The sequence below is a fragment of the Modestobacter lacusdianchii genome (assembly GCF_054177765.1).
Genome location: NZ_JBJJTJ010000009.1, coordinates 1 through 26,059, shown reverse-complemented (window position 1 = coordinate 26,059; position 26,059 = coordinate 1). Strand labels below are relative to the sequence as shown.

At 76.2% G+C, this 26,059-nt stretch carries 24 protein-coding genes and 1 pseudogene; 5 read left to right on the top strand and 20 right to left on the bottom strand.

Annotated features, from left to right (window positions below):
* Window positions 1–76: 76 nt before the first annotated feature.
* The 6 genes from tmk to ACJTNH_RS08495 form a co-directional block, all read right to left on the bottom strand.
* Window positions 77–2,362, bottom strand: a complete 2,286-nt coding sequence (gene tmk / locus ACJTNH_RS08520; RefSeq protein WP_458174581.1) for a dTMP kinase — start codon at window positions 2,360–2,362, stop codon at window positions 77–79.
* A 265-nt stretch (window positions 2,363–2,627) separates the two neighbouring features.
* Window positions 2,628–3,371, bottom strand: coding sequence for a class I SAM-dependent methyltransferase (locus ACJTNH_RS08515; RefSeq protein ID WP_458174579.1), 744 nt, complete (start codon window positions 3,369–3,371; stop codon window positions 2,628–2,630).
* Between the two features lie 21 nt (window positions 3,372–3,392).
* The gene (gene topA, locus ACJTNH_RS08510) at window positions 3,393–6,275 is read right to left on the bottom strand and encodes a type I DNA topoisomerase (protein ID WP_458174577.1); all 2,883 of its coding nucleotides are present in this window, start codon (window positions 6,273–6,275) and stop codon (window positions 3,393–3,395) included.
* Window positions 6,276–6,470: 195 nt separating this feature from the next.
* The gene (locus ACJTNH_RS08505) at window positions 6,471–7,997 is read right to left on the bottom strand and encodes an alpha/beta hydrolase (RefSeq protein ID WP_458174575.1); all 1,527 of its coding nucleotides are present in this window, start codon (window positions 7,995–7,997) and stop codon (window positions 6,471–6,473) included.
* Window positions 7,994–8,317, bottom strand: coding sequence for a hypothetical protein (locus ACJTNH_RS08500; RefSeq protein WP_458174573.1), 324 nt, complete (start codon window positions 8,315–8,317; stop codon window positions 7,994–7,996). The genes ACJTNH_RS08505 and ACJTNH_RS08500 overlap by 4 nt, the downstream gene beginning before the upstream one ends.
* A 137-nt stretch (window positions 8,318–8,454) precedes the next feature.
* Window positions 8,455–10,716: a sodium-translocating pyrophosphatase gene (locus ACJTNH_RS08495; RefSeq protein WP_458174571.1), complete on the bottom strand. Its 2,262-nt coding sequence runs from the start codon at window positions 10,714–10,716 to the stop codon at window positions 8,455–8,457.
* A gap of 195 nt (window positions 10,717–10,911) precedes the next feature.
* Here ACJTNH_RS08495 and ACJTNH_RS08490 point away from each other — a divergent pair, with 195 nt between their 5' ends.
* Complete coding sequence (locus ACJTNH_RS08490; protein ID WP_458174569.1) at window positions 10,912–13,464, top strand: DEAD/DEAH box helicase; 2,553 nt, start codon at window positions 10,912–10,914, stop codon at window positions 13,462–13,464.
* Between the two features lie 30 nt (window positions 13,465–13,494).
* On the opposite strand, the pseudogene ACJTNH_RS08485 reads toward ACJTNH_RS08490, so the two are convergent.
* From ACJTNH_RS08485 to ssd, 7 genes and pseudogenes are all read right to left on the bottom strand, one after another.
* Window positions 13,495–13,824: pseudogene (locus tag ACJTNH_RS08485) on the bottom strand (Rv3654c family TadE-like protein); the annotation flags it as partial.
* An 8-nt stretch (window positions 13,825–13,832) separates the two neighbouring features.
* On the bottom strand, window positions 13,833–14,171 hold the full coding sequence (locus ACJTNH_RS08480; RefSeq protein ID WP_458174567.1) for a TadE family type IV pilus minor pilin: 339 nt from the start codon (window positions 14,169–14,171) through the stop codon (window positions 13,833–13,835).
* Window positions 14,172–14,225: 54 nt separating this feature from the next.
* Window positions 14,226–14,447, bottom strand: coding sequence for a DUF4244 domain-containing protein (locus ACJTNH_RS08475; protein ID WP_458174800.1), 222 nt, complete (start codon window positions 14,445–14,447; stop codon window positions 14,226–14,228).
* A 134-nt stretch (window positions 14,448–14,581) separates the two neighbouring features.
* Complete coding sequence (locus ACJTNH_RS08470) at window positions 14,582–15,313, bottom strand: type II secretion system F family protein (protein ID WP_458174565.1); 732 nt, start codon at window positions 15,311–15,313, stop codon at window positions 14,582–14,584.
* 7 nt (window positions 15,314–15,320) lie between these two features.
* Window positions 15,321–16,112: a type II secretion system F family protein gene (locus tag ACJTNH_RS08465; RefSeq protein ID WP_458174563.1), complete on the bottom strand. Its 792-nt coding sequence runs from the start codon at window positions 16,110–16,112 to the stop codon at window positions 15,321–15,323.
* Entirely contained in the window at window positions 16,109–17,263 is a 1,155-nt protein-coding gene (locus ACJTNH_RS08460; protein ID WP_458174561.1) for a TadA family conjugal transfer-associated ATPase, read from the bottom strand. Before ACJTNH_RS08460 ends, ACJTNH_RS08465 begins: the two co-directional genes overlap by 4 nt.
* Window positions 17,260–18,354: a septum site-determining protein Ssd gene (gene ssd / locus ACJTNH_RS08455; RefSeq protein ID WP_458174559.1), complete on the bottom strand. Its 1,095-nt coding sequence runs from the start codon at window positions 18,352–18,354 to the stop codon at window positions 17,260–17,262. The genes ACJTNH_RS08460 and ssd overlap by 4 nt, the downstream gene beginning before the upstream one ends.
* A 125-nt stretch (window positions 18,355–18,479) precedes the next feature.
* Here ssd and ACJTNH_RS08450 point away from each other — a divergent pair, with 125 nt between their 5' ends.
* Entirely contained in the window at window positions 18,480–19,343 is an 864-nt protein-coding gene (locus tag ACJTNH_RS08450; protein WP_458174557.1) for an HAD family hydrolase, read from the top strand.
* Window positions 19,344–19,399: 56 nt separating this feature from the next.
* Here ACJTNH_RS08450 and ACJTNH_RS08445 read toward each other — a convergent pair whose 3' ends face one another.
* Window positions 19,400–20,389 carry an aldo/keto reductase gene (locus ACJTNH_RS08445; RefSeq protein WP_458174555.1) on the bottom strand — a complete coding sequence of 330 codons (990 nt, stop codon included), beginning with the start codon at window positions 20,387–20,389 and terminating at the stop codon, window positions 19,400–19,402.
* 49 nt (window positions 20,390–20,438) lie between these two features.
* Window positions 20,439–21,236 carry an oxidoreductase gene (locus ACJTNH_RS08440; RefSeq protein WP_458174553.1) on the bottom strand — a complete coding sequence of 266 codons (798 nt, stop codon included), beginning with the start codon at window positions 21,234–21,236 and terminating at the stop codon, window positions 20,439–20,441.
* A gap of 82 nt (window positions 21,237–21,318) precedes the next feature.
* Between ACJTNH_RS08440 and ACJTNH_RS08435 the strand changes: the two genes are divergently transcribed.
* From ACJTNH_RS08435 to ACJTNH_RS08425, 3 genes are read left to right on the top strand one after another with little or no spacing between them, the layout of a single operon-like run.
* A complete protein-coding gene (locus ACJTNH_RS08435; protein WP_458174552.1) occupies window positions 21,319–21,882 on the top strand; it encodes a histidine phosphatase family protein in 564 nt (187 codons plus the stop codon).
* Complete coding sequence (cobU, locus tag ACJTNH_RS08430) at window positions 21,879–22,442, top strand: bifunctional adenosylcobinamide kinase/adenosylcobinamide-phosphate guanylyltransferase (RefSeq protein WP_458174550.1); 564 nt, start codon at window positions 21,879–21,881, stop codon at window positions 22,440–22,442. The genes ACJTNH_RS08435 and cobU overlap by 4 nt, the downstream gene beginning before the upstream one ends.
* Window positions 22,439–23,221, top strand: coding sequence for an adenosylcobinamide-GDP ribazoletransferase (locus ACJTNH_RS08425; RefSeq protein ID WP_458174548.1), 783 nt, complete (start codon window positions 22,439–22,441; stop codon window positions 23,219–23,221). Before cobU ends, ACJTNH_RS08425 begins: the two co-directional genes overlap by 4 nt.
* Window positions 23,222–23,225: 4 nt before the next feature.
* Here the strand turns inward: ACJTNH_RS08425 and ACJTNH_RS08420 are convergent, their stop codons facing one another.
* The 5 genes from ACJTNH_RS08420 to ACJTNH_RS08400 all read right to left on the bottom strand — a co-directional run bounded on the left by ACJTNH_RS08420 (window position 23,226) and on the right by ACJTNH_RS08400 (window position 25,910).
* A complete protein-coding gene (locus ACJTNH_RS08420) occupies window positions 23,226–23,693 on the bottom strand; it encodes a RipA family octameric membrane protein (RefSeq protein WP_458174546.1) in 468 nt (155 codons plus the stop codon).
* On the bottom strand, window positions 23,668–24,195 hold the full coding sequence (locus ACJTNH_RS08415; RefSeq protein WP_458174544.1) for an NUDIX hydrolase: 528 nt from the start codon (window positions 24,193–24,195) through the stop codon (window positions 23,668–23,670). Before ACJTNH_RS08415 ends, ACJTNH_RS08420 begins: the two co-directional genes overlap by 26 nt.
* A 95-nt stretch (window positions 24,196–24,290) precedes the next feature.
* Window positions 24,291–24,575, bottom strand: a complete 285-nt coding sequence (locus tag ACJTNH_RS08410) for a ubiquitin-like small modifier protein 1 (RefSeq protein ID WP_458174542.1) — start codon at window positions 24,573–24,575, stop codon at window positions 24,291–24,293.
* Window positions 24,572–25,651: a WD40/YVTN/BNR-like repeat-containing protein gene (locus ACJTNH_RS08405; RefSeq protein WP_458174541.1), complete on the bottom strand. Its 1,080-nt coding sequence runs from the start codon at window positions 25,649–25,651 to the stop codon at window positions 24,572–24,574. The genes ACJTNH_RS08410 and ACJTNH_RS08405 overlap by 4 nt, the downstream gene beginning before the upstream one ends.
* A gap of 37 nt (window positions 25,652–25,688) precedes the next feature.
* A complete protein-coding gene (locus tag ACJTNH_RS08400) occupies window positions 25,689–25,910 on the bottom strand; it encodes a hypothetical protein (protein ID WP_458174539.1) in 222 nt (73 codons plus the stop codon).
* Window positions 25,911–26,059 lie beyond the last annotated feature (149 nt).

The window sequence follows — 26,059 nt, the reverse complement described above, 5'->3', positions numbered from 1 at the left end:
GCCCCGTCCCTGGGCTCCCTCGGCCCCGTCCCGAGGCTCACCCCGAGCGTGCGAGGGGTGAGGGGGACGGGGTCCTTCAAGGGTGCAACTGCGGGGTCGAGCCGGTCTGGACGGCGTGCTCACCCCGCCGCCCCCGCGGGGCGGGGACGTCGGTCGGGAGCTGCTGCAGCGGCAGGCCCTCCAGCAGCACGCTCACCCGGGTGCGGATGGCGGCGGCGAGCTCGTCCGGCGACCGGCGGGCGTCGAGCACCAGGTAGCGGTCGGGCTCGGCCTCGGCCAGGGCGAGGAAGGTGCGGCGGACCCGCTGGTGGAAGTCCAGCGACTCCGACTCCAGCCGGTCGGCCGCGGCACGCCCGCGGGCCCGGGCCAGCCCCACCTCGGGGGGCAGGTCCAGGAGCAGGGTGAGGTCGGGCCGCAGGCCCTGGGTCGCCCAGCGGGAGATCGACCGGACGTCGTCCATGGGGATGGTGCGGCCGGCGCCCTGGTAGGCCAGCGAGCTGTCGACGAACCGGTCGGTGATGACGACCTCGCCGGCGTCCAGCGCGGGACGCAGCACGTCGTGCACGTGCTGCGCGCGGTCGGCGGCGTACATGAGCGCCTCGGCCCGCGGTGAGAGCCCCGCGCTGGCCGGGTCCAGCAGCAGGCCGCGGATCTTGCCGCCCAGCGCCGTCCCGCCGGGTTCGCGGGTGGTCCGGGCGACCAGGCCCTCCTCGGTCAGCCACTCCTGCAGCCGACGCACCTGGGTGGACTTGCCGGCGCCCTCCCCGCCCTCGAAGGCGATGAACACCCCGCCGCCGGCGAGCCGGCGGCGGGCGGTGGTGTCGCGGCGCAGGGCGGTGACGACGTCGGCGAGCAGCGGGACCGGCCGGCCGTCGTCCATCTGGCGGTAGGCCAGCACCCCGACGCCGGCGGCGAGCAGCCCGGCGATGCCCAGCATCAGCCGCTCCCCGGTGAAGGTGAACGCCACCGCCCCCAGGTCGACGGTGTGCCGGGCGATCAGCCCCACCCCGAACGGGGCCACGGCCAGGGAGAGGATCAGCGCCGCGCGCACCAGCGACTGGACCAGCGCGAAGGTGCGCCCGCGCAGCTCGTCGTCGACCTCGGTGCCGAGCAGGGTGAACCCGGCCAGGTAGGCGATCCCGGCGAAGAACCCCATCCCGACGACCAGCACCAGGGCCAGCCACAGGGTGAAGGTCCAGACCAGCAGCAGGAGGGCGGCACCGGCGCCGACGATCGCCACCCCGAACAACCGCTCGCGGGACAGGTCCCGGGCCACGCTGGGGCCCACTGCGATGCCCAGCCCCAGGCCGATGAAGACCGCGCCGAACAGCAGGGCGTACGCCGCGGCGCCGCCGCCCATGGACACCACGAACGCCTGCGCGGTGGCGATCACCACCCCGGCGGCCACGAACGCGCCGGTGATGCCGATGACCAGGCCGCGCACCAGCGGGGTGTGCCCGGCGAAGGAGAAGCCCTCGCGCAGCGACCGCAGGAAGCCGTCGCCGGTGACCTCCGCCCGGGCGGCCCGACGGCCGCTGATCGAGGGCAGGTTCCAGATCACCACGGCCGCGACCAGGAAGGTGAGCGCGTTGAGGTAGAGGGCGAGGTCGGCCTCGTCGAGCCCCGGGATCAGCTGCCCCAGCCCGTCGGCCGCGGTCAGCACCGCGAACACCGCCGCGGCCAGCACCGGGGTGAACCCGTACGTGGTGACCAGCGACAGCTGGTTGGCCGGCTCCAGCTGGTCCCGGCGGATCATGTTGGGGACCGCGGCGTCCTTGGCCGGGATCCAGAACAGGCTGATCGCCTCGATGAGGAACTGCGCGACGAAGAGCCACCACAGCTCGCCGACCAGCGGGATCGAGGCGAACAGCCCGAACCGCAGGACGTCGGAGACGACCATCGTCTTGCGCCGGTCGAAGCGGTCGGCGAACGCGCCGGCGACCGGCCCGAGCAGGATCGCCGGCAGCAGCCGGAAGGCCAGCACCCCGCCGAGGGCGAAGTTGGCCGCGTAGCCGTCGACCAGCGAGTACGCCGTGAAGGTGATCGCCAGCAGGCCCAGCCAGTCACCGAAGCTGGACAGCGCGGTCGACAGCCAGAGCTTGCGGAAGTCGCGGACCCGCAGCACCGCCCGGATCTTGGCGACCTGGCTGACCGCTCCCGCCCCGGGGTGCTCGTCCTCGTCGGCGCCGGACCGGTCGTCGCGCTCGGCGCCGTCCGGTGACTCCGAGAGCGGCACCCCCGCGCCGTCCGGCGTGGGTGAGCCGGCCGGCGGGAGCCCGTCGGCGGGCACCGACCCCGGTGCGCCGCCCGGGTCACCGTCGACGACGCCGCCCGAACCGGCGCCGGGTGCCGCACGGCTCACCCCGTCCGCCGGGTCGGCATCGGACGCCCCGCCCGGGGACGGGCGGTCCGTCGGGTCGGAGCTGATCGGGACCCCCAGGGTGTGGCTGTGCAGTCGGTGCTGCCGATGTGTCCGGCCGTGGTCCGGCGGGGCCACCGTACCGGGCAGCGCCGACGGGAACGCCCCGTTCCGCAGCTCGGGGAGCCCGGCCCGGCGCGTCGGGCCGATCGACACCCGCGCCCGGCCGTGAGCCGCCCTCCGGCCGACGGTCGGGCCGCGGGTGGGCTCAGCGCGGCGTGAGCCGGTGGGCCCGGGTGGTGTACGGCAGTTCCAGCTGTGCCCGGCCCCGGGTGTCGGGGTGGCCGGCGAGCAGCTGCTCGACCCGGCCGAGGAACTCGGCCCGCCGCGCGGCGGTCATCGTGGCGACGTAGCTACGGGTGCCGATGCCGGCGACCACCTGGTCCGGGGTGACCGGCTGGGTGACCGCCGAGTCGAGGACCGCGACGTCGGCGGGCAGCTCGGCGGCGAACCGGTCGACCACCGTCTGGTCGGCCTCGTGGTCGCGGGCCTCGTCGGCGAGCAGCTCGCCCAGTGCGTGCACCCACGGCACCCGCTCGTCCCGGGTGTTCCAGACCAGGCCGACGACCCCGCCCGGGCGGAGCACCCGGCGCAGTTCGGCGGCGGCCGGCGCGACGTCGAACCAGTGCGCCGCCTGCCCGGCGACCACCGCGTCGACGTCACCGTCGGGCAGCGGGACCTCCTCGGCACCGCCGACCGCCGCCGTGACACCCGGCAGCCGGGCCCGCAGCTGGTCGAGCATCGGCTCGGACAGGTCGACCGCGACCACCTCGTGCCCGGCGGCCAGCAGGCGTTCGGTCAGCAGCCCGGTGCCGGCGCCCAGGTCGAGCACCCGGCGTGGTGCCGCCCCGAGGAGGAACGGCACCACGTCGGCGGGGTAGCCCGGCCGCAGGGCGGCGTAGTCGGCCGCCACCGACCCGAAGGAGGTGCGCCGCTGCTGCCAGTCGTCCACCGCTGCCCCTCCCCCGCCGGCTCAGCTGCCGGCCGGCACCGACTCGGCGACGTCGGCGGCGACGGGCTCGGCCTTCGTCGCCGTCGTCTTCTTCGTCGCCGCCGTGGTCTTCGCCGTCGTCGTCTTGGCCGTCTTCTTGGCGGCGGCCTTCTTGGCCGGGGCCTTCTTCGCCGCTGCCTTCTTGGTGGCCTTCTTCTTCACCGGCGCCCGCTCGCGCCGGTCGGCCAGCAGCTCGGCGGCCCGCTCGAGGGTGATCGTCTCGACCTCGTCGCCCTTGCGCAGGCTGGCGTTGACCTCCCCGTCGGTGACGTAGGGACCGAAGCGGCCCTCGCGCACCGTGACCTGCCCCTGGCTGACCGGGTCGGCGCCCAGCTCCTTGAGCGGCGCCTTGGCCGCGGCCCGCCCGCGCTGCTTGGGCTGGGCGAAGACGGCCAGCGCCTCGTCGAGGGTGATCGTGAACAGCGCGTCCTCGGTCTCCAGCGAGCGCGAGTCGGTGCCCTTCTTGATGTAGGGCCCGTAGCGGCCGTTCAGCGCCTGGATCTCCTCGCCGTCGGCGTCCTTGCCGATCGTGCGCGGCAGGGTCAGCAGCCGCAGCGCCTGCTCCAGGGTGACCGTCTCGGGGGCCATCGACTTGAACAGGCTCGCCGTGCGCGGCTGCTCCTTGCTGCCCTCGGGCACCAGCGTGGTGACGTAGGGCCCGTACCGGCCGGCCTTGACCGCCACCGGGAAGCCGGACTCCGGGTCGGTGCCCAGCTCTCGGTCGGAGGAGGGGGCGTTGAGCAGCTCCTGGACCTTCTCGCTGGTCAGCTCGTCGGGGGCGATGTCCTCCGGGATGCTCACCCGGGCGCCGTCCTCACCGCCGGCCTGGAGGTAGGGCCCGTAGCGGCCGACCCGGACGACCACCGGGTCGCCGTTGGGCGCGACCGCCCGCAGCGGGATGGAGTTGACGCCGCGGGCGTCGATCTCCTCCAGCCGCTGGCCGACGACGGACTTCAGCCCGCCGGAGGCGCCGATGCCGCCGGCGTGCTGACCCTCGCCGCCGAAGTAGAACTCGGTGAGCCAGTCGACCCGGCCGAGCTGACCGGCGGCGATCTCGTCGAGCTCGCGCTCCAGGGAGGCGGTGAAGTCGTAGTCGACGAGCTGGCCGAAGTGCTGCTCCAGCAGGTTGACCACGGCGAAGGCGATGAAGGACGGCACCAGCGCCGAGCCCTTCTTCCACACGTACCCGCGGTCCTGGATGGTCTGCATGATCGACGCGTAGGTCGAGGGCCGACCGATCTCCAGCTCCTGCAGCCGCGCGGTGAGGCTCGGCTCGGTGTACCGGGCCGGCGGGCTGGTGGTGTGCCCGCGGGGGTCGAGCTCCCGGGTGTCCAGCCGCTGCCCCTGCTCGACCCGCGGCAGCCGGCGCTCGCTGTCGTCGGCCTCGTCGTCGGTGCCCGAGCCCTCGTCCCTGCCCTCGACGTAGGCCCGCAGGAACCCCGGGAAGGTGATCGTCCGGCCGGAGGCGGTGAACTCGACGGCCTCACCGGTGCTCGAGCTGCCGGCGAGCCGGATGCTGAGGGTCTTGCCCACGGCGTTGGCCATCTGCGAGGCGATGGTGCGCTGCCAGATCAGCTCGTAGAGCCGGAACTCGTCGCGGGCCAGCTGACCGGCCAGCTGACCGGGCGTGCGGAAGGAGTCACCGGCCGGGCGGATCGCCTCGTGCGCCTCCTGGGCGCCCTTGGCCTTCTTGTCGTAGCGGCGCGGCTCGGCCGGGACGTAGGCGTCGCCGTACAGCTCGGCGGCCTGCCGGCGGGCGGCGGTGATCGCCTCGTTGGACAGGTTGGTCGAGTCGGTCCGCATGTAGGTGATGTGGCCGTTCTCGTACAGCCGCTGCGCCACCCGCATGACCTGGGCCGACGACCAGCCGAACTTGCGGCCGGCCTCCATCTGCAGGCTGGAGGTGATGAAGGGGGCGTAGGGCTTGCGGGTGTAGTCCCGCTCGTCGACCCGGCTGACCGTGACCGCGCGCCCCTCGAGCCGGGCGGCCAGGCCACGGGCACCGGCCTCGTCCAGGTGCACGACGTTGCTGGTCACCGTGCCGGTGTCGGCGTCGAAGTCCTTGCCGGTGGCGACCCGGCCGTCGTCCACGGTCACCAGGCGCGCCCGCAGGGTCGTCGGTTCTCCCGCGTCGGTGCCGGCCCGCTTCTCGGCGACCTCGAAGACGCCGTCCAGGCTCCAGTAGTCCGCGGCGGTGAACCGCATCCGGGCGCGCTCGCGCTCCACCACGATCCGGGTGGCGACCGACTGCACGCGGCCGGCCGACAGCTTCGGCAGCACCTTCTTCCACAGCACCGGGGAGACCTCGTAGCCGTAGAGCCGGTCGAGGATGCGGCGGGTCTCCTGGGCGTCGACCAGCGCGGTGTCCAGCTCACGCGGGTTGGCCACGGCGCGGGCGATCGCCTCGCGGGTGATCTCGTGGAAGACCATCCGGCGGATCGGCACGGTCGGCTTGAGGGTGTCGATCAGGTGCCAGGCGATGGCCTCGCCCTCGCGGTCCTCATCGGTGGCGAGGTAGATCTCGCTGGCTCCCTTCACCAGCTGCTTGAGCCGGGTGACCTGCTGCTTGCGGTCGGGGCTGACCACGTAGAGCGGGGAGAAGCCGTTGTCCACGTCGACCCCGAGCCGGGCCCACGACTCGCCCTTGTGCGCGGCGGGCACGTCGGCGGCGTTGCGCGGCAGGTCGCGGATGTGCCCGACGCTCGCCTCCACGACGTAGTCGCTGCCGAGGTAGCCCGCGATCTTGTTCGCCTTGGTCGGCGACTCCACGATGACCAGCGGCTTGCCGCCGGCCGCGGCGGCCTGCTTGCGCGGCGCGCGGCTCCCGGTGCTGGTGGCTGACTTCGTGGTCTTGGTGGGCGGCACGGTGCTCCTGTCGGGGTGCTGGTGCAGGCGCCGGGTGGACCCGGACGCGCACGGGGCAGTGGGAGCTGCACCCGTTCGGCGAGGCCACGGTAGGCCACCGCGCGGCGGGGAGGCCGGGCGGCGGACCAGCACGGGCGCGCCGTCCTGACTCCAACGGATGAGGACGGCGCCGGTTCCCGACGGCGTCGGTGCAGGTCACCGGGGCGCCCGGGTGCCCGCGACGACCTCACCCAGCGCCGCGAGGGTGGGCCGGTCGGCGTCGTAGTAGTCGGTGTGGCCCTGGGTGAGCTCGGTCGGCAACGGGACGTCGCCGAAGAAGAGACCGGAGGGGCTGGCTCCGTAGAACCCGCTCGTCGAGATCGGGTCCGCCACCGACCACGCGCCGTGGACCTCCGGTGCCTCCAGCCGGTCGGCCCGCCCCACGCTGGTGCCCGGGCTGCCGAGCAGCACCACGGCGTCGGCGGCCAGGCGCCCCGGAGCGCGGGCGGCCTGCCCGGTGACGACCGTGCCGTAGCTGTGCCCGACGACTGTCACCCGGGGCGGGGCCGGCGCGCCCGGGGCCGTGCGCGCCGCGGCGAGCCCGTCCAGCGCCCGGTCGAGCGCCGGACCGCCGGTGCGGGCGGCCCGGAGCTCGACCGCCTCCCGGCCGATCGGCGTGCGGTAGCCGAGCCACGCCACGGTGGCGACGGCCAGCCCGGGCGCGGCGGCCACCGCGGCCGCAGCGACGCCGGCGGCATCCGCGACCAGCCCGCCCAGGTCGCCGATGGGGCTCGTGTTGATCCCGGGGACGAGCACGCCCACGGCGTCAGCGGTGTCCAGGTCGCCCCGGCTCATCGCGACCAGGCCCTCGGCCGGGTCGAACTGCAGCAGCTGCGCCACCTGCCCGGCGTCGGTCACCTCCGCCAGCGCGGACTCCACGGCCCGGGCCATGTCGTGCCGGGCCGAACCGGGCGGCAGGTGGCGCAGCGCCGCGGCGAGGTCGAGGCGGTTGGCGCGGTCGCGGGCCCACGCCGGCAGCCCGTCCAGGGCACCGACGGCACCCGGCCAGGTGTCGATCGCCGCCAGTTGCTGCCCGGCCGTCAGCCCGGACCACCAGGCCGCGACCGAGCGCGGCCCGCCACCGGAGGGCAGGGACGGGACCGGCGCCGGGAGGCGGACCGCCAGGTCGGTGAGGTCGACCGGGCCCGCGTCCAGCACCCCCAGCCCGGCCAGCGGCCCGGCTGCCGCGGCCGCATGCGCCGCGGCGCGCGCGGCCGCGACCAGCGCGCCCGCCGCGGTCGCCTCGGCCACCGCGGCGGCCGCGCGTGCAGCTGTGACGTCGGCGACCTGGTCGGCGGCCATGACCGGCAGCGGCGCGGCGGGCACCCCCGCCGCCGTCCCCCGTTCGTCCAGCCGCAGACCGGCGGAGCCGGCGACGGCGAGCGCGGTCGCGGCCCGCTCCTGCGCCTCGGCGGCCGCGGCGACCAGCCCGTCCAGGTCGGCCGCCGAGGCGGCCAGCGCCCCCGAGAGCCCGGAGGCCACCGTGGAGAGCTCGACCAGCGCGGACGCCGCCACGGTGCCGGCCGGACCCGACCAGCACTCCGCGGCTCCCAGCTCCCGGCCCAGCGCGTCCAGCCGGGACCGCCAGGGCAGCAGCCGGTCGGCGACCAGGCCCAGCGTCCCGACGCAGCCGCGCAGCTGCGGGACGTCCCAGCCGGCCAGTTCGGTGAGCGTCGTGGTCATCGCGGCACCGGGGTGGACCCCACCAGCCCCGGTCCGAGCTGCCCGGCGATCCCGGCGTCGGCCCGGCGGTAGGCATCCAGGGCGCCGTGCAGCGTGGCGGCGACCGCGAGGGTGCGGGCCGCCAGGGCGGTGAGCACCTCGGCCCAGCCGGCACCGGCCGTCGCGGCACCGGCGCCGACCGGCCCGGCCAGGGCGGTGCCCAGCGAGCGGCCGGTCACCTCGGCCAGCTCCCCCTCCTCCCCCAGCTCGGCACCCAGCGCGGTGAGCTCCGCCAGCAGCGCGCCCAGGGCGTCGAGTTGGACGGAGATCAGGTCGGACACGGCTGCCTCCCGGCGCGACGGCGGCCCCGGGGAGGGACCGATGCGGCGACGTTAGGAAGGCCGGCGGCCAACCCGGGGCCCGTCGTCCACATCCGGCGGTGGTGTCCACACCCGGACGCCGCCGCCGCGCAGCACGGTCAGGGGGCGCTCGTGGTGAGCGCCCCGGTGGTGGCGTCGGTCTCCCCACCGACCACGGTCGAGCGGCGCTTGCTCACCACCACAGCCACCACGATCACCAGGGTCGCGACCACCGCGATGGCCACCCGCACCGGCGTGTTGGCGTCCGCCCCGACGGAGAGGGAGACGACCGCCGGGGCGATGAGCAGCGCCACCAGGTTCATCACCTTGATCAACGGGTTGATCGCCGGCCCGGCGGTGTCCTTGAACGGGTCGCCCACGGTGTCCCCGATGACGGTCGCGGCGTGCGCCTCGCTGCCCTTCCCGCCGTAGGCGCCGTCCTCCACCATCTTCTTGGCGTTGTCCCAGGCCCCGCCGGAGTTGGAGAGGAAGACGGCCATCAGCGTGCCGGTGGCGATCGCACCCACCAGGTAGGCGGCCAGCGGGCCGAAGCCCAGGCCGAAGCCGACGGCGACCGGCGCCAGCACCGCGAGCAGGCCCGGCGTGGCCAGCTCGCGCAGCGAGTCCTTGGTGCAGATGTCGACGACGGCGCCGTAGTCCGGCCGCTCGGTGCGGTCCATGATCCCGGGGTGCTCGCGGAACTGCTTGCGCACCTCGAACACCACCCGGCCGGCGGCGCGGGAGACCGCGTTGATCGCCAGGCCGGAGAAGAGGAAGACGACGGCGGCGCCGATCACCGCGCCCACCACGTTGTTCGGGGACACCAGGGTGAAGGCCTCGCCCAGGACGGAGCCGGCGTCGTCCAGGGCCAGCAGGATGCTCGCGTTGTAGGAGCCGAACAGCGCGGTGGCCGCCAGAACCGCGGTCGCGATGGCGATGCCCTTGGTGATCGCCTTGGTCGTGTTGCCCACCGCGTCGAGGTCGGTGAGCACCTGGGCACCCTCCTCGTCGATCTCCCCGGACATCTCGGCGATGCCCTGGGCGTTGTCGCTGACCGGGCCGAAGGTGTCCATCGCGACGATGACCCCGGCCGTGGTGAGCAGCCCGCAGCCGGCCAGCGCGACGGCGTACAGCGCGGCGGCCCCACCGATCAGGAAGGCGCCGTAGACGGCCGCCCCGATCAGCAGGGCGGCGTAGACGGCCGACTCCAGGCCCAGCGAGACCCCGGACAGGATCACCGTCGCCGGGCCGGTCAGCGAGCTGCGGCCGACGTCCTTGACCGGCCGGCGGGCGGTCTCGGTGAAGTAGCCGGTGAGCTGCTGGATGGCGGCGGCGAGCACGATGCCGACCAGTACCGACACGAAGCCGAGCACCTGCGGGCTGACCGCGACGTCGAGGCCGTCGGAGATGGTGGGCAGCACCGTGAAGGACGCGGCGGCGACCAGCACCAGGGAGACCGCCGCGGAGGCGAAGAAGCCGCGGTTGACCGGGGACATCCAGTTGCGGTCGTGGGCGCCGGGGTTGCTGGCCAGGATGCCGACCACCGAGGCGATCACCCCGACCGCGGCGACGACCAGCGGGAACACCATGCCGACGGCGCCGAAGAAGACCTGCCCGAGGATCAACGCGGCGACCAGCGTCACGGCGTAGGACTCGAACAGGTCCGCGGCCATGCCGGCGCAGTCACCGACGTTGTCGCCCACGTTGTCCGCGATCGTGGCGGCGTTGCGCGGGTCGTCCTCCGGGATGCCGGCCTCCACCTTGCCGACGAGGTCGGCGCCGACGTCGGCGGCCTTGGTGAAGATGCCGCCGCCGACCCGCATGAACATCGCCAGCAGCGCGCCGCCGAAGCCGAACCCCTCCAGCACGACCGGCGCGGTCTCCTGGAACAGCAGCATCGCCAGGGTCGCACCGAACAGGCCCAGGCCGACCGTGATCATCCCGACCACCCCACCGGTGCGGAAGGCGATCCGGAAGGCGGGGCGGTGCCCACCGGCCGCGGCGGCCGCGGCGACCCGGACGTTGCCGCGGGTGGCGAGCGTCATCCCGATGAAGCCGACGCTGGCCGAGAACGCCGCCCCCACCAGGAAGAAGGCGGCGCGCCCCAGCCGGGTGCCCAGCCCACCGTCGGAGACCGGCAGCAGGAGCAGCAGCACGAAGACGATCACCGCGAAGACGGCGAGGGTGCGGAACTGCCGTTGCAGGTAGGCGACGGCACCTTCCTGGACCGCCCTCGCTATCTCCTGCATCGAGGCGGTGCCCTGGTCGGCCGCGAGCACGGCGCGGACCAGCCAGGCGGCGAAGCCCAGGGCGGCGAGGGAGATGAGGAGCGCGATCGCCACGAGGGCGAGGTCTCCTCCGGACAGGTCGGTGTCGGGCATGTGGTCCTCCGCGGCGAGGTGGGCACGCACCGGCCCGGCGTCCCCCGCTTCTCGCTCGGGGGAGGGCCCGGCGTGGCACGCACTGTGCCGCAGCCGCTCTCACACCGCCAGACCCCCATGTGATCTCGTTCACACGCACGGTCATCCTGGTCACCCTCGCGGCGGCTGGTTGCACGGCGGTGTGACAGTGGGGTGGTGACGTCCCTGCGCTCCGTGCGGCTCCCCGCCGAGGTGCCCGCCGCGGCCGGCCCCGAGCCCGAGGAGGGGCCGCAGGTGACCGCGCTGCCGGGTACCGAGCTGCTCGCCGCACTGCTCGCCGGCACCGAGGCCGAGGACGACCCGGTGACCCACGTGCACCGGCTGCCGGTCCGGGAGAGCCGGACGGCGCCGTGGCCGGAGTGGGTGGCCGGCCCGCTGCGCGAGCGGCTGGCCGAACGGGGCGTGCTGGCGCCGTTCAGCCACCAGGTGGCCGCCGCCGAGCTGGCCCACGCGGGCGACCACGTCGTCGTGGCCACCGGGACGGCGTCGGGCAAGTCGCTGGCCTACCAGCTGCCCGCGCTCACCGCGCTGGCCGAGGACGCCCGGGCCTGCGTGCTCTACCTCGCCCCCACCAAGGCGCTGGCCCGCGACCAGCTGGCGTCGGTGGCCGCGCTGGCCGACCCCTCGGTGCGGCCGGCCGCCTACGACGGGGACACCCCGGGCGAGGAGCGGGAGTGGGTGCGTCGGCACTCGCGGTGGATCGTCACCAACCCGGACATGCTGCACCGCGGGATCCTGCCCGCCCACCAGAAGTGGTCGAGCACGCTGCGCCGGGTCGCCTACGTGGTGGTCGACGAGTGCCACGCCTACCGCGGGGTGTTCGGCTCGCACGTCGGCCACGTGCTGCGCCGGCTGCGCCGGGTCTGCCGGCGTTACGGCGCCGAACCGGTCTTCGTGCTGGCCTCGGCCACCGTCGCCGACCCGGCCGCGGCCGCCAGCCGGCTGGTCGGCGCACCGGTGGCCGCGGTGACCGAGGACGGCTCCCCCCGGCCGGGCGCGACCTTCGCCCTGTGGGAGCCGCCGCTGACGGAGAAGACCGGTGAGCACGGGGCGCCGCTGCGGCGCTCGGCCGCCGCGGACGCCGCGGGCCTGCTGGCCGACCTGGTCGAGCAGGGGGCCCGGACGCTCGCCTTCGTCCGGTCCCGCCGGTCGGCGGAGTCGGTGGCCGAGCAGGCCCGGGCGCTGCTGCGCTCGCGGGGCCGGGCCGACCTGGTGCGCACGGTCGACTCCTACCGGGGTGGCTACCTGCCCGAGGAGCGCCGGGAGCTGGAGCGGGCGCTGTCGGCCGGCGACCTGCTGGGCGTGGCCACCACCAACGCCCTGGAGCTCGGCATCGACATCGCCGGGCTGGACGCCGTGGTGCTCGCCGGCTACCCCGGCACGCTGGCCTCGATGTGGCAGCAGGCCGGCCGGGCCGGCCGGGCGCAGCGGGAGTCGCTGGTGGTGTTCGTGGCCCGTGACGACCCGCTGGACCACTACCTGGCCCACCACCCGCAGGCGGTGTTCGGACGGCCGGTCGAGGCGACCGTCACCGACCCGGCCAACCCCTACGTGCTCGGCCCGCAGCTGTGCTGCGCGGCGGCCGAGCTGCCGCTGCGCGCCGACGAGCTCGCCGACTTCGGCGGCGAGGTGGCCGAGGCGCAGGTGGCCGAACTGGTCGCCGAGGGGCTGCTGCGCGCCCGCCCGACCGGCTGGTACTGGGCCGGCCGGGGCCGGCCGGACGTCGACATCCGGGGCAGCGGCGAGGCCCCGGTCTCGATCATCGAGGGCGCGACCGGGCGCCTGCTGGGCACCGTCGACGGCGACGCCTCGCACGCCACGGTGCACACCGGTGCGCTGTACGTGCACCGCGGCGAGAGCTACGTGGTCGACGAGTTCGACGTCGAGGACTCCTGTGCCGTGGTGCACCCGGAGAGCCCGGAGTGGACGACGGTGGCCCGGGACACCGTCGACCTCTCCATCGTCTCGATCGACCGCACCCGGGCACTGGGCGCGGTCACCGCGCACACCGGCGTCGTCGACGTGACCAACCAGGTGGTCGCCTACCAGCGACGCCGGCTGGGCACCGGCGAGGTGCTGGCGGAGTTCCCGCTGGACCTGCCCGCGCGGCAGCTGCGCACCCGGGCGGTCTGGCTGACGCTCGACGAGCGGGCCGTGGCCCGCGCCGACGTCGACGACGCCGCCCTGCCCGGCTCGCTGCACGCCGCCGAGCACGCCTCCATCGGCATCCTGCCGCTGCTGGCCACCTGCGACCGGTGGGACCTCGGCGGCATCTCGACCGCCCTGCACCCGGACACCGGCGCGGCGACGATCGTCGTCTACGACGGGCACCCGGGCGGTGCCGGTTTCGCCGAACGCGGCTACGCGGTGCTGCGGGACTGGCTGCAGGCGACCCGGGCGACCGTGGCCAGCTGCGAGTGCGAGTCCGGCTGCCCGTCGTGCGTGCAGTCGCCCAAGTGCGGCAACGGCAACGACCCGCTGGACAAGGCCGGCGCGGTGCGGGTGCTCGACGTCGTCCTGGACGAGCTGGCCTCGGCCCCCGAGCTCACCGCGGAGGAGGCGGAGGTGACCCGGCGGCCGACGCCGGCACTGTTCGGCACCAGCGCCCCGGCCGGGCCCGGGGCGGCCACCGACGCGGCGTCCCGCTCTGCTCCTGTGGAGCAGAGCGCCGTGGCCCAGGACGCCGACCCCGACGACCTGGTCTTCTGACCCGATCCCCGGTGGCGCCGGGCCGGCTCGGGCGCGGGCCCGGGCGTCGAGGACGCCCAGCGGCCCCAGGCGCACCGGCACGTGCACCCGCACCTCGACCACCGCGCCGGGGGTGAGCCGGCAGGAGTCCAGGACCGCGGCGTTCGCCACGGCCACCTCGCCCGCGACCGCGCACGCGGCCGGATCGCCCTGCACCGCACTGCCGGCCGCCGCGAGCGCCGCCAGGTCGGCAGCCGTGGTCGCCCGGTGCCGCGCCACCACGGCGGCACCCACCAGCACGGTCGCCGCACCGATCAGGGCCAGCACCGCGGCCAGGGCGACGGTCCACACGGTGGCCGAGCCGCGCTCGCCGTCGTGCACCGACCCGGTCACGGTGGGCTGCCCGCGGCCGGCTCCCGCACCCCGGTGGCCGAGGCGGAGACCTCGACCCGCCAGGGCAGCGGGCCCAGCGGGGCGACCGTGACGGAGACGGTGACCCGCACGGACTCCCCGTCACCGCCGACATCGGTCCGGGCACCGTCCGGCGCGGCACGGCCGGCCAGCGCCACGACCCGGCCGTGTTCGTCGCCGCGGGCCGCCGCCCGGGCCCCCTCCCGGGCGGCGTCCACGCAGCGCAGCTGGGCGCCGACCACCACCACCGCCGCCACCGCGCCGGCCAGCACCACCAGCAGCACCGGCAGCACCACCGCGGTCTCGGCGGTGACCATCCCCGCCTCGCCGTGCCACCGGGCCGTCCGGTGTCGACGTGTCGACACGTCGACTCAGGAGAGCGTGCTGAGCGCCGACTGCACCAGCTCGCCCAGCGCAGACACCACCGAGCCGCCGGTGACCACCTGGTAGAGCACGGCGGCGAAGGCGCAGGCCGCGACGGTGCCCACGGCGTACTCCGCGGTGCTCATCCCGTCCTCCTCGACGAGCCGGCTCCGCACCCAGCGCCGCACCTGCCTCGGCGTCGGCACCTGCTCCTCCTGCTGGATGCCCATCTCCACGTCCCCTCTCCGCGGGCCGACCACCGGCCCGTCGTCATCGAGCCTCCGGCGCGCGGGCCCGGCGCCCCAGGGCTGCCGGGCAGGTGTGGACGGCGGGGCCCGCTGTGGACGCCGGGCAGCGCACGGCCTCAGAAGACGTCCGCGGCGATCCCGAGCACGAGCGGGACGACGCCCAGGCAGAGGAAGGCGGGCAGGAAGCAGAGCCCCAGCGGCGCCAGCACCCACACCCCGGCCCGGCGGACGGCGGCCTCGACCCGGCTGTGCTCGGTGCTGCGCAGGTCGCCGGCCAGCCGCTGCAGGGCCGGGACGACGGCCGACCCGGACTCCCCCGCCCGCACCACCACCCGCGCCAGCGCGTCGACCGGCGGCGGCGCCCCGGCCCAGGCCTGGCGCGGGGCGGCACCGAGGCGGTAGAGCCCACCGACGGCGACCAGCCGCTCGCCCAGCGGCCCGGCCACCGAGCCGCCGACCGCGGCCAGCGCAGCGCCCACCGGGGTGCCGGCGGTCAGGCAGACGGCGAGCAGGTCGCAGACCACGGGCAGGTCCCGGGCGAGCCGGTCGGCGTCCTCCGGTGGCGTCCCGGCCCGGCGCAGCAACCGCTCGGCGAGCACCGTCGCGACGACCGCCGGCACCGCGGCCGGCAGCCCGGCGCCGAGGAGGAGGAAGACGCCCGCACCCGCCGCCGCGGCCATGGACCAGCGCCGCGGCGTCCCGGGAGGCCGGTCGGGCACGTGGCTGCGGGGCGAGGCGCGTCGCGAGGCGGGGGCGACGGCCGCCAGCCGGTCCCGGCGGACGTCGGCGGCCGGCTCCCACAGCAACAGCGCCCCGGCCAGCGCCGCCACGGCCAACGCGGTCAGCACCGCCGGCTCACCCCTGCACCGCCCGCCGGACCAGGTGCGCAGACCAGGCCGTGCCGGCCAGCTCCAGGCCGACCCCGACGACCAGCAGCACCGTGCCGGGCGCCGTGGTGGTGAGCACCCGCCACGGGTCGGCGCCGACACCGCTGCCCATCAGCAGGCCCAGCACGGGCAGCCCGGCGAGCACGGCCGCGCTGGCCCGCGGCCCGGCCACCGCGGAGCGGAGCTCCTCCTCGGCCCGCAGCCTCGCCCGCAGGTCGTCCTCCACGGCGGTCAGCACCCCGGCCAGCGAGCAGCCGGTGTGCGCGCTCAGCCGCACCGCCGCCGCGATCCGCACCAGCGCCGCGGCGCTCCCGCCGTCCGGTCCGCCCGGCGGCGGCTCACCCAGCCGCAGCACCGGCCCCAGCGCCGCCGCCGTCGCCGGGTCCGGGCAGCCCTCGACCGCCGCGCCGGTCGCCTCCGCCAGGGAACGACCGGCACGCACCTCGGCCGTGAGCACGCCCAGCGCCTCCACCAGCGCCCGGGTGCGCCGTTGCCCGGCCGCTGCGCGGCCCCGCGCCTGGAGGGCCCGGCCGACGAACCCGGCGCACACCCCCGCCAGGGCCGCCACCACCGGCGTCGAGACGAGTGCACCGGTGGCGAGGGCCGCCAGCGCCGGGACCACCACCCCGCCCCGGCCGGCCAGCACGGCGACCGGCGTGCGGCCGGCCCGGACGCCGGGCCGCGAGACGAGCCGGCCAGGCCGGGCGCCGGACGGCCAGGCCAGCAGCGCCGCCGCCAGGCAGAGCAGCGCCGGGGTCACCCGGGCACCCGCACACCCAGCAGGTCGGCCAGCTCCGACCGGGCCGGGCAGTCGCCGCCGTCCGCCCGCCAGCCGGGTGCCACCTCGATCAGCTCCCCGCGCCGCCGGACGACGCCCAGCTCGGCCACGTGCCGCCCGGCCGGGCTGCGCCGCAGGTGCACCACCAGGGAGAGCGCGGCCGCGGCCTGGCTGTGCACCGCCGCCCGGCCGAGCCCGGCGGCACCGCCGAGGGCCTCCAGCCGGGCGGGCAGGTCGCGCGCCCGGTTGACGTGCACCGTGCCGCAGCCCCCGTCGTGACCGGTGTTCAGGGCCGCCAGCAGGTCGACCACCTCCGCACCCCGGACCTCACCCACCACCAGCCGGTCCGGCCGCATCCGCAGCGCCTGCCGGACGAGGTCGCGGAGGGTCACCGCACCGGCGGCCTCCACGTTCGGCGGCCGGGTGAGCAGCCGGACGACGTGCGGGTGCTGCGGGGTGAGCTCCGGGGCGTCCTCGCAGAGCACCACCCGGTCGACCGGGTCGGCCAGGCCGAGCAGCGCGGAGAGCACCGTGGTCTTGCCGGTGCCCGTGCCGCCGGTCACCAGGAACGCCAGCCGGGCCCGCACCACGGCCGCCAGCAGGTCGCCGGCCGCCCCCGGGAAGGCACCGCGTGCGGCCAGGTCGGTGAAGGAGAGCACCGCCCGGCGCAGCACCCGCAGCGACAGGCAGGTGCCCGATCCGGAGACCGGGGGCAGCACCGCGTGCAGGCGGGTGCCGTCGGGCAACCCGGCGTCCACCCACGGTGAGGCGTCGTCGAGCCGCCGCCCGGCGGAGGCGGCCAGCCGCACCGCCAGCCGGCGCACGGCCCCCTCGTCGACGAACCGGACGTCGACCCGCTCCAACCCGCTCCCCCGGTCGATCCAGACCGAGTCCGGCCCGTTGACCAGCACGTCGGTGACCCCGGGGCTGCGCAGCAGCGGCTCCAGCGCGCCGGCCCCGGACAGCTCGTCGGTCGCGGCCCGAACGGCGTCCAGCACGCCCCGGTCACCGAGCAGGCCACCGGACTCCTCCCGGACCAGTGCCGCGACCGCGGCCGGGCTGGGCGGCCCGGACACCGCGGCGAGCCGCGCCCGCACCCGCTCGACCAGCGGGGACGCCGCCTCCGTGCTCACGCCGCCCGCCCGGGCAGCTGGGCCAGCAGCAGCCGGCCGAGCACGCCGAACGGCGCGCGCCCGGCGACGGACGGCGGTTCGCCGCGCTCACTGCGGGCCACCGCGGACCGGTCGGCGGCCAGCTCGGCGAAGACCGGCCGCCCGACGGCGTCGGCCACCTGGGCGCGGGTCAGACCGCCGGCCACCGGGCGGCTCACCACCAGGGCCGACGACCAGGGCCCCGACTCGTCGTCCGGTCCGCGCACCAGCGGGCGGGCGGCCACCGCCGCGCGCAGCCGGGCCGGGACCACCAGCACTGCCAGGTCCGCCTCGGCCAGCAGCTCGGCCGCGCCGTCGCCGCGCGCGGGCAGGTCGACCACCACGCCGCAGCCGCTGTCCCGGGCGCCGGCGGCGATCGCGAGCAGCGCGTCGGGGACCACCGGCTGCGGCTGCTCGCGGGAGGCGGCGAGCACGGCGACCCCGGCGGCCTCCGGGAGCGCGGCGGCCAGCGCCGGGCCGGCGACCCGCCCGCTGACCCCGGCCAGCTCGGGCCAGCGCAGCCCGGGCTCGCTCTCCGCGCCCAGCAGCAGGTCGAGCCCCGCGCCCCAGCCGTCTCCGTCGACCAGCAGCACGTCGTCGCCGGCCCGGGTGCGGGCGGTCAGGGCCAGGGCGGTGGCCAGGGTGCTGGCCCCGGCGCCGCCGCAGGCCCCGCCGACCACGGCCAGCCAGCCCGGTCGCACCGGTGCCCGCACGGCCGCGGCGACCCGCTCGACCAGCCAGGTCTCGTCCCGCGGCAGCACCACCACGCGTTCGGCGCCCAGCTCGACCGCCGCCGGCCACACCTCGGGCCCCGGCTCGTCGGCGGCGACCACCAGCAGCCCGGGCCGCCGCGGCAGGGCGCGCACCGCGGCGCTGCCCAGCACCTCGGTGCCCAGCAGCACCAGCGGCGCATCGCGGTGCGCGCGGCGCAGCGGGCTCCCGCCGCTGGTCAGCTCGCCGGTGCTGCCGGCGGCGGCCAGCAACCGGAGCAGGTCGTCGAGCAGCAGCGGGTCGGTGCTGACGACGAGCGGGCGGGCAGGGGCAGGACCGGCGGCGCGGCTGGCGGTGGACACCGCACCAGCGCAGCCGACGGGAGCACGGCGGGACAGCCCGGCGGAGGATCTGTGGACCACCCATCGGGGTGTGGATTCCGCTGCACCCGGCTGCCCGCGGTGCCGATCCTCCTACCGTGGAGGACATGACCCGCGCTGCGGCGTTCTTCGACCTGGACAAGACGGTCATCGCGAAGTCCAGCACGCTGGCCTTCGGACGACCCTTCTTCCAGGGTGGGCTGATCAACCGACGGGCCGTCCTCAAGGGCGCCTACGCGCAGTTCGTCTTCTCCCTGGCCGGCGCCGACGCCGACCAGATGGAGCGGATGCGCCGCCAGATCACCGCGATGACCACCGGCTGGGACGTCGCCGTGGTGCACGAGATCGTCCGGGAGACGCTGCACGAGATCGTCGACCCGCTGATCTACGACGAGGCCGCCGACGTGATCGAGGCGCACCGGGCCGCCGGCCGCGCGGTGGTGATCGTCTCCAGCAGCGGCGCGGAGATGGTCGAGCCGATCGGCGAGATGCTCGGCGTGGACCGGGTGGTCGCCACCCGGATGGTCACCCGCGACGGGCGGTACACCGGCGAGATCGAGTACTACGCCTACGGCGAGAACAAGGCCGCCGCGATGCGCGAGCTGGCCGCCGAGCAGGGCTGGGACCTGGCCGACTGCTTCGCCTACAGCGACTCGGTCACCGACCTGCCGATGCTCGAGGCGGTCGGCCACCCGACGGCGGTCAACCCCGACCGGGGGCTGCGCCGGGCCGCCGCCGAGCGGGGCTGGCCGGTGCTGGAGTTCACCCGCCCGGTGACGCTGCGGTCCCGCTCGGCCACGGCCCGCACCCCGGTGGTCACCGGCACCGCGATGGGCGTGGGTGCCGCTGTCGCCGGGATCGCCTGGTACGCCCGGCGGCGCGCGCTCCGGGCGCTCCCGGCCGCCGCGCCGGTCGCCGGCCCGGCCCTGGCACTGCCCTCGCCCGGCCGCCGGCGTCGTCCCGGCGCCTGACCGGCCGGCTCCCACCACCCGACCGCGGCGTCCCGGCGACCGACGGCGTGGGCGGCTCAGCCGCCCACGCGCTCCCGCACCTGGGCCACCTTCTCGCGCACCTGGTCGACCACGGTGCGGGCAGCCGAGACCGGCTGGAACTCCCGGGCCGCGGTCGTCAGCGCCTGCTGCTCGGCAGGGGTCAGCTCCAGCTCGGCGGCCGCCACGTTCGACTCGAGCTGCTCGACGCTGGACGCCCCCGGGATGACGACCACCTGCGGCAGGCCAAGCAGCCAGGCCAGCGCCACCTGGGCGGGCTTCGCCTGGTGGGCGGCGGCGACGTCCCGGAGCAGCTGGAGCAGCGGCTCGGCGCGACGCAGGTTCTCCGTGCCGAACAGCGGGTTGGTCGCCCGGACCCCGCCGGGGCGGTGGTCGAGGGAGTACCGGCCCCCGAGCAGGCCCTGGGCGAGCGGGCTGTAGGCGATCACCAACCGCCCCTCCCGCTCGGCGAAGGGCACCAGGTCCGCCAGCGGCCCGGCGGAGGCGAGGGAGAACTGCACCTGGTTGCTGACCACCGGCCGGCCCAGCGCGGCGTCGGCGGCGCGCCAGCGGTCCAGCGGGTAGTTGGAGACACCGACGGCACCGATGCGCTCCTCGTCCAGCAGGGTGCGCAGCCCCGGCATGACCACCGAGTCCGGGACGACGGGGTTGGGCCAGTGCACCTGGTACAGCGGGATGCGGTCGAGCTCGAGCCGGCGGGCGCTGCCCTGCGCCCGGTTGCGGACGACGGCCGGGAAGGGCGCGACCGGGAAGACCTTGCTCGCCACGACGACCGAGCCGCGGTCCTCCCCCAGCGCCGCACCGAGGATCCGCTCGCTCTTCCCCATGCCGTAGACCTCGGCGGTGTCGAAGAAGGTGACGCCCAGCTCGCGGGCGCGGCGCACGATGTCCCGGGCCGGGCCGGAGGCGTAGTCGGCGCCGTACCCCCACTCCCGGGAGCCGAACTGCCACGTGCCCAGCCCGACCCGGCTGACCTGTCCCAGACCGTCCACCTCGAGGAAGCGCATCTGCCCAGTGTCGGGTCGACACCGCGGTACGGCAGTCCGGGCGGCGGGGTCAGCCGCGGAGCAGGCTCTCGCAGATGGCCAGCCCTTCGGTGGCGCCGTGCTCGGTCGCCCGGCAGCAGTGCACCAGCCACCCGGCCACCCCGGCGGGACCACCGGAGCGGTAGCCCTCCAGCGCCGCGCCGTAGGAGTCCGCGCCCAGTTCGGCGAACCCGACCTCGGGCACCGACACGGCCTTGGGGTCGAGCCCCCGGGTGATCCCCACCAGCCGGCCCGCGGCCCGGGCGACCACGCCGTCCTGCACCCCGAAGGGGGCCAGCGCCGCCAGCTCGCCGTGGACGACACCGGCCACCACCACCGCCGGCACCGTGGTGGCGCCGGTGATGATCGAGAAGAGCCCGCCCAGCCGCGGCCCGGCCGCGCCGTTCGGGCGCCCCAGGTCGGCGGGGTCGGCGAGGTCGGTGGCGGCCAGCACGTGCAGCCGGGCGAGCACCTGCCCCGGCGCCCGCTCCCAGGTCTCCACCATCGAGCCGAGCCCGACCGAGACCCGGAGCGCCCCCTGGACGACGGGGTCGCTCACCTCACCGGCCCGCAGCTGGCCCAGCGGCAGGTCCACGCCCTCCAGCGCGGCCGACGCCCGGGCGCCGCGCAGCGCCGACTCGGCGCTGACCCCGGCGGACTCCCGGCGGAGCACCTTGTGACCGAGCAGCCGGTCGACGGCGGCGCGGGCACCTTCGGCGGCCTCGGCGACCCCGGGGAGGTCCATCAGCGGCGCGAGCGGGTCGGGGCCGGTCGGGCGGGCGGCGGGCCGGGGGGCGCGGCCGGCGCCGGGGCGCAGCGGGATCGTCACGGCTGCGACCGTACGAGCCGCGCCGCCCGGGCCACCCGGTCGGGTGTCCCCGGGCCCGGGGCGCCCACCTAGGCTCCCTGCGATGACCAGCCCGCTGACCCTCCTCCTCGTCCGGCACGGGCAGAGCGAGTGGAACGCCGCCGGGCTGATGCAGGGGCAGACCGCGCACGTCCCGCTCACCGAGCTCGGCCACCAGCAGGCCGCGCAGGCCGCGGCGGAGCTGGCCGCGCTCACCCGGGACGGCGCCGGCCCGGGTGCCCTCGTCTCCAGCGACCTGCTGCGGGCGGTGCAGACCGCCGAGCACTGCGCCGCGGCCACCGGGCTGACCCTGACCACCACCCCGGCGCTGCGCGAGCAGGGCTACGGCGTGCTGGAGGGCCGGCCGTCCCGGGAGCTGTGGGACGTCGTCGACTGGACCGATCCGCACTGGTCGGCCGAGGGCGGCGAGAGCCTGGCCGCGCTGCACGCCCGGGTCGCCGGCTACCTGCAGGCTCTCCGCGCCGACCCGCCGGCCGACGTGGTCGCGCTGGTCACCCACGGCGACACGATCCGTGCCGCGCAGGCGGTGGTCGCCGGGCTCGGCCCGGACCAGCTGCCGGGTGTGACCCCGCACAACGGCACGGTCACCCGGCTGGTGCTGGCGTGAGCCGGACGCTGGTGCTGGGCGGCTCGCGGTCGGGCAAGTCCGCGCACGCGGAGCAGCTGCTGGCGGGCTGGACCGAGGTCACCTACCTCGCGACCTCCCGGGTCGACGACGCCGATGCCGAGTGGTCGGCCCGGGTCGCCGCGCACCGCGCCCGCCGCCCCGCCGGGTGGACGACGCTGGAGACGACGGCACCGTCGGAGCTGATCCGCGCCGGTGCCGTGCTCGTCGACAGCGTCACCACCTGGGTGGCCGCGCTGATGGACGAGACGGGCATCTGGGACACCCTGGACACCACCGGCGCCCACGCCGCGGGCTCGGCCACCGACGCCGCCGCGGCCCGCGACCGGCTGGCCTCCCGCTGTGACGCCCTGGTCGACAACTGGGTGATGACACCGGCGCACGTGGTCGCGGTCAGCGACGAGGTCGGGCTGGGCGTGGTGCCGGAGACCCGGGCCGGGCGGCTGTTCCGGGACACCCTGGGTGAGGTGAACCAGCGGCTGGCCGCGACCGCCGACGAGGTGTGGTTCGTCGTCGCCGGGCTGCCCCAGCGGCTGCGGTGAGCGAGGGCACGCGGCGGTCCCGGTGGGCGGGGCCGGCGGAGTCGTTCGCGCTGCTGACCAGCCTGCGGGTGCCGGCCGCCGCGTCGGCCCGCGGGGTGCTGCCGTGGGCGCCGCTGGTCGGGCTGGTGCTCGGCGCGGTGGCCACCGCGGTCGCCTGGGCCGCCGGCCGGGCCGCGAGCCCGCTGGTCGGCGCCGTCCTCGGGGTGGCCGTGCTGGCCTGGCTGACCCGCGGCCTGCACCTGGACGGGCTGGCCGACACCGCCGACGGGCTGGGCCCGCTGCGCGGCCGGGAGCGCGCGCTGGCGGTGATGCGCGCCGGGGACGTCGGGCCCTTCGGCGTGGTCACCCTGGTGCTCGTCCTGCTCCTGCAGGTCGGCTGCCTGGCGCAGCTGCTCACCGTGGACGGCGGCTGGCTCGCCCTGCCGGCGGCCGTGGTCACCGCCCGGCTGGCGATGGCCCGCACCGGCCTGCCCGGCGTGCCGATCGCCGAGGGCTCGTCGCTGGGTCAGGCGGTGGCCGGCACCGTCTCCCGCGGCTGGCTGGCCGTCGCCGCCCTGCTCACCGGAACCGCAGCCGCAGGTGTCGCGCTGCTGGTCGGCTCCGGCACGACCGCGGCGCTGGTGCAGGTGGCCGCCCTCGCGGCGGGGCTGGGTGCGTCCGAGGCGCTGTCCGCCCGCGCCGTCGGCCGGCTGGGTGGGGTCAACGGCGACGTGATGGGCGCGATGGGCGAGGTCGCCGCCACGGTCACCCTGCTCACGGCGGCCCTGCTGCTCGGGTGAGAGATCAGGTCAGGAACACGAAGAGGATCCCGATCACGTTGACCAGCGAGCAGGAGACGAAGAAGAGGTAGAGCGCTGTCTGGACCTTGAGGAGGCGGAAACTCCAGGTCGTTCGTTCCCCACGCGCCCCGGGGGTGGTGGAGACGGCCCGTTCAGCCAACCCAAGGCCTCTGCCCTGAGCCGTCATGACATCGCGTGTGCGCTGGTAGTAGCCGTGCTGGAGGTGGATGACGAGCAGCGACAGCAACGACGCGAACAGTCCGACGACGAACACGAACACCAAGAACGGACTTGCTCGATCCCCCACCCGGAGCAATCCCGCGCCGAGACCGATGATGGCGACGGTGAAGCCCAGCAGGTACTTGGATCGATCCCAGTTCAGCTGGACCTGGAAGCGGTACTCGTCGACGGCCAACTCGTACAGCTTCAACGCTTCGGCCCGATCGTCACCCTCGCCTGCGGGTGCCGCCATCCACCTTCTCCCAGAAAGCGAGGACCTCTCGAAGGGTCTCGGTGAAGAGCTCTGGATGGCTGTCGACGTCTTCGCGGATCTGCGCCGGCGGTCGGAACGCCAACGAAGCGATGTGGTCAGGCTCGCCGATCTTCGGTGTGTCGGACTGCGCGGTGAACACGCCGACGAACTTGGTGAGCCCCTCATCCGTCATCGACAGCACGCCGAGGGAGCTGACGGGAGCCGACAGTTGCAGCTCCTCATGGAGTCGTCGCACCGCCGCGTGCTGATAGGACTCCCCCGCGTGCAGATATCCGGCGACGCTGCTGCCCCACTGCAGTGGGTGCCGCCTCGACGAGCTGAGCTGCTGCAGCAGGAGCTCACCAGAAGCGTTGAAGACCAGCACGTGGACTGTGCGGAAGTTGACCCGACGCTCGAAGACCTCACCGCGCGGTACAGCACCGATGGGCTCGTTGCTCTCGTCGACGACGTCGATCAGAGAGGTCGGACTCGGTGCCGGCATGAAGCCAGCTTTGCAGCTCGACGACGTCGACGCAGCAGCCCGTCCACAGACACGCGGCCAGCACACCTCCGGAGTGACCGACTCGTCATGGGGGGTCAACCGCCGGCGACCGACTGCACGACCATGACCTCGGCTCCCGCCGGCACCGGCGTGGCCAGCCCGGCCAGCCGGCGCACCTCGTCGCCGTCCACGTAGACGTTGACGAAGCGCCGCAGCGCGCCCGTCTCGTCGCGCACCCGGCGGTCGAACACCGGGTGCTGCGCGGCCAGCGCGTCGAGCACCGCGCACACGGTGGCGTCGTCGGCGAGGTCGAGGGACACCGACGTCCGGCCGCCGGTGCAGTCGGCGAGCATGCAGGGCAGCCGCACCCGCACGGTCACGGGAGCACCGCGGCGCGGACGCAGAGCACGTCGGGCAGGTGGCCGGCGACCTGGGTGAACGACTCCCCGGCGTCGGCGCTGGCGTACACCTCGCCGCCGCGGGTGCCGACGTAGACGCCCACCGGGTCGTCGGTGTCCACGCAGGCGGCGTCCCGCAGCACGGCGTTGTACTCGTCGGCCGGCAGCCCGGCGTCCAGCCGCTGCCAGGTCTGCCCCGCGTCGTCGCTGCGGTGCACCGCCAGGCGCCCGTCCGGCGGGATCCGCTGCGCGTCGGCGACCAGTGGGACCACCCAGATCCGCCCGCCCCGGCGCGGGTCGGCCAGCATCACGAAGCCGAAGTCCGAGGGCAGCCCGTCGGCGATCGAGGTCCACGTGTCACCGTCGTCGTCGGAGCGGTACACACCGTGGTGGTTCTGCGCGTACAGCCGGGTGGGCACCGCGCCGTCCCGGGCGATCTTGTGCACGCACTGGCCGAACTCCGGCGCGGGGCCGGGCAGGAAGTAGGCGGAGATGCCTGCGTTGCGCGGCTGCCAGGACGCCCCGCCGTCCCGGGTCCGGTAGACCCCGCCGGTGCTCATCGCCACGTGCACCGTGCTCCCGGGCCCGGGGACGACGGAGTGCGCGGCCGCCCCGCCGTAGCCGGCTCCCCACTCGGCGCGGTGCGGGTGGTCCCAGAGCCCGCGGCACAGCTCGAAGTGCTCGCCAGCGTCGTCCGAGCGCCAGACCGAGATCGGCTCGCAGCCGGCCCAGACCACCCCGGGCCGGTCGTCGGCGTCCGGCCGCAGTTGCCAGATCCGCTCGACCGCGGCGCCGGTGTCGGCCGGGAAGCGGATCGCCCCGCCGGCCGGCTCGGTCCAGGTGACCCCCAGGTCGTCGGAGTGCACGACGGTCGGGCCGAAGTGCTCCGACCGGACGCCGATCATCAGCCGGGTGCGGCCGGCACGGGTGTCGATGCCGATGCTCGGCACCTCGGTCATCAGGAAGTGCGGCGAGGAGAGCGACCAGTTGCGCCGGTCCTCACTCGTCGCGAGCCAGAGCCCCTTGCGGGTGCCGATCGCCAGCAGAGTCGTCGCCATGCAGTGGTGGACCGCCCGGCGCCGACGAACTCATCGGTCACCGGTTCGCGGAGCGTCGCCCCCACCACCGCTGCGCAGCGACCTTGGCCGACCAGGCGACCGAGACCACGACCAGGAGGATCCACAGCCGGGGCCAGCCGGTCGCCCGGTAGACCACCTCCTGGACGACGTAGACGACGGCGAAGTACGCGGCGAACCAGCCCAGCTCGACCGCCAGTCCCCCCGCCGCTCCGCCGTGACGCTCGCGCGGCTCAGCCATCCCCCCACCCTGCCACCGCCTGCCTCCGGTGTCAGGCGCGGTGGGGGACCTCGCCAGGGGGGGGGGGGGGGGGGGGGGGGGGGGGGGGGGGGGGGGGGGGGGGGGGGGGGGGGGGGGGGGGCGGGGGGGGGGGGCGGGGGGGGGGGGGT

What these genes read in the sequence shown, in the direction of transcription:
- ACJTNH_RS08405 (WP_458174541.1), bottom strand. Translation starts at nt 25,651, where the DNA reads ATGGCGACGACTCTGCTGGCGATCGGCACCCGCAAGGGGCTCTGGCTC.
- ACJTNH_RS08505 (WP_458174575.1), bottom strand. Translation starts at nt 7,997, where the DNA reads ATGACCACGACGCTCACCGAACTGGCCGGCTGGGACGTCCCGCAGCTG.
- ACJTNH_RS08495 (WP_458174571.1), bottom strand. Translation starts at nt 10,716, where the DNA reads ATGCCCGACACCGACCTGTCCGGAGGAGACCTCGCCCTCGTGGCGATC.
- ACJTNH_RS08400 (WP_458174539.1), bottom strand. Translation starts at nt 25,910, where the DNA reads ATGGCTGAGCCGCGCGAGCGTCACGGCGGAGCGGCGGGGGGACTGGCG.
- ACJTNH_RS08480 (WP_458174567.1), bottom strand. Translation starts at nt 14,171, where the DNA reads ATGGTCACCGCCGAGACCGCGGTGGTGCTGCCGGTGCTGCTGGTGGTG.
- ACJTNH_RS08475 (WP_458174800.1), bottom strand. Translation starts at nt 14,447, where the DNA reads ATGGGCATCCAGCAGGAGGAGCAGGTGCCGACGCCGAGGCAGGTGCGG.
- ACJTNH_RS08435 (WP_458174552.1), top strand. Translation starts at nt 21,319, where the DNA reads ATGACCAGCCCGCTGACCCTCCTCCTCGTCCGGCACGGGCAGAGCGAG.
- ACJTNH_RS08450 (WP_458174557.1), top strand. Translation starts at nt 18,480, where the DNA reads ATGACCCGCGCTGCGGCGTTCTTCGACCTGGACAAGACGGTCATCGCG.
- ACJTNH_RS08420 (WP_458174546.1), bottom strand. Translation starts at nt 23,693, where the DNA reads ATGGCGGCACCCGCAGGCGAGGGTGACGATCGGGCCGAAGCGTTGAAG.
- ACJTNH_RS08415 (WP_458174544.1), bottom strand. Translation starts at nt 24,195, where the DNA reads ATGCCGGCACCGAGTCCGACCTCTCTGATCGACGTCGTCGACGAGAGC.
- ACJTNH_RS08445 (WP_458174555.1), bottom strand. Translation starts at nt 20,389, where the DNA reads ATGCGCTTCCTCGAGGTGGACGGTCTGGGACAGGTCAGCCGGGTCGGG.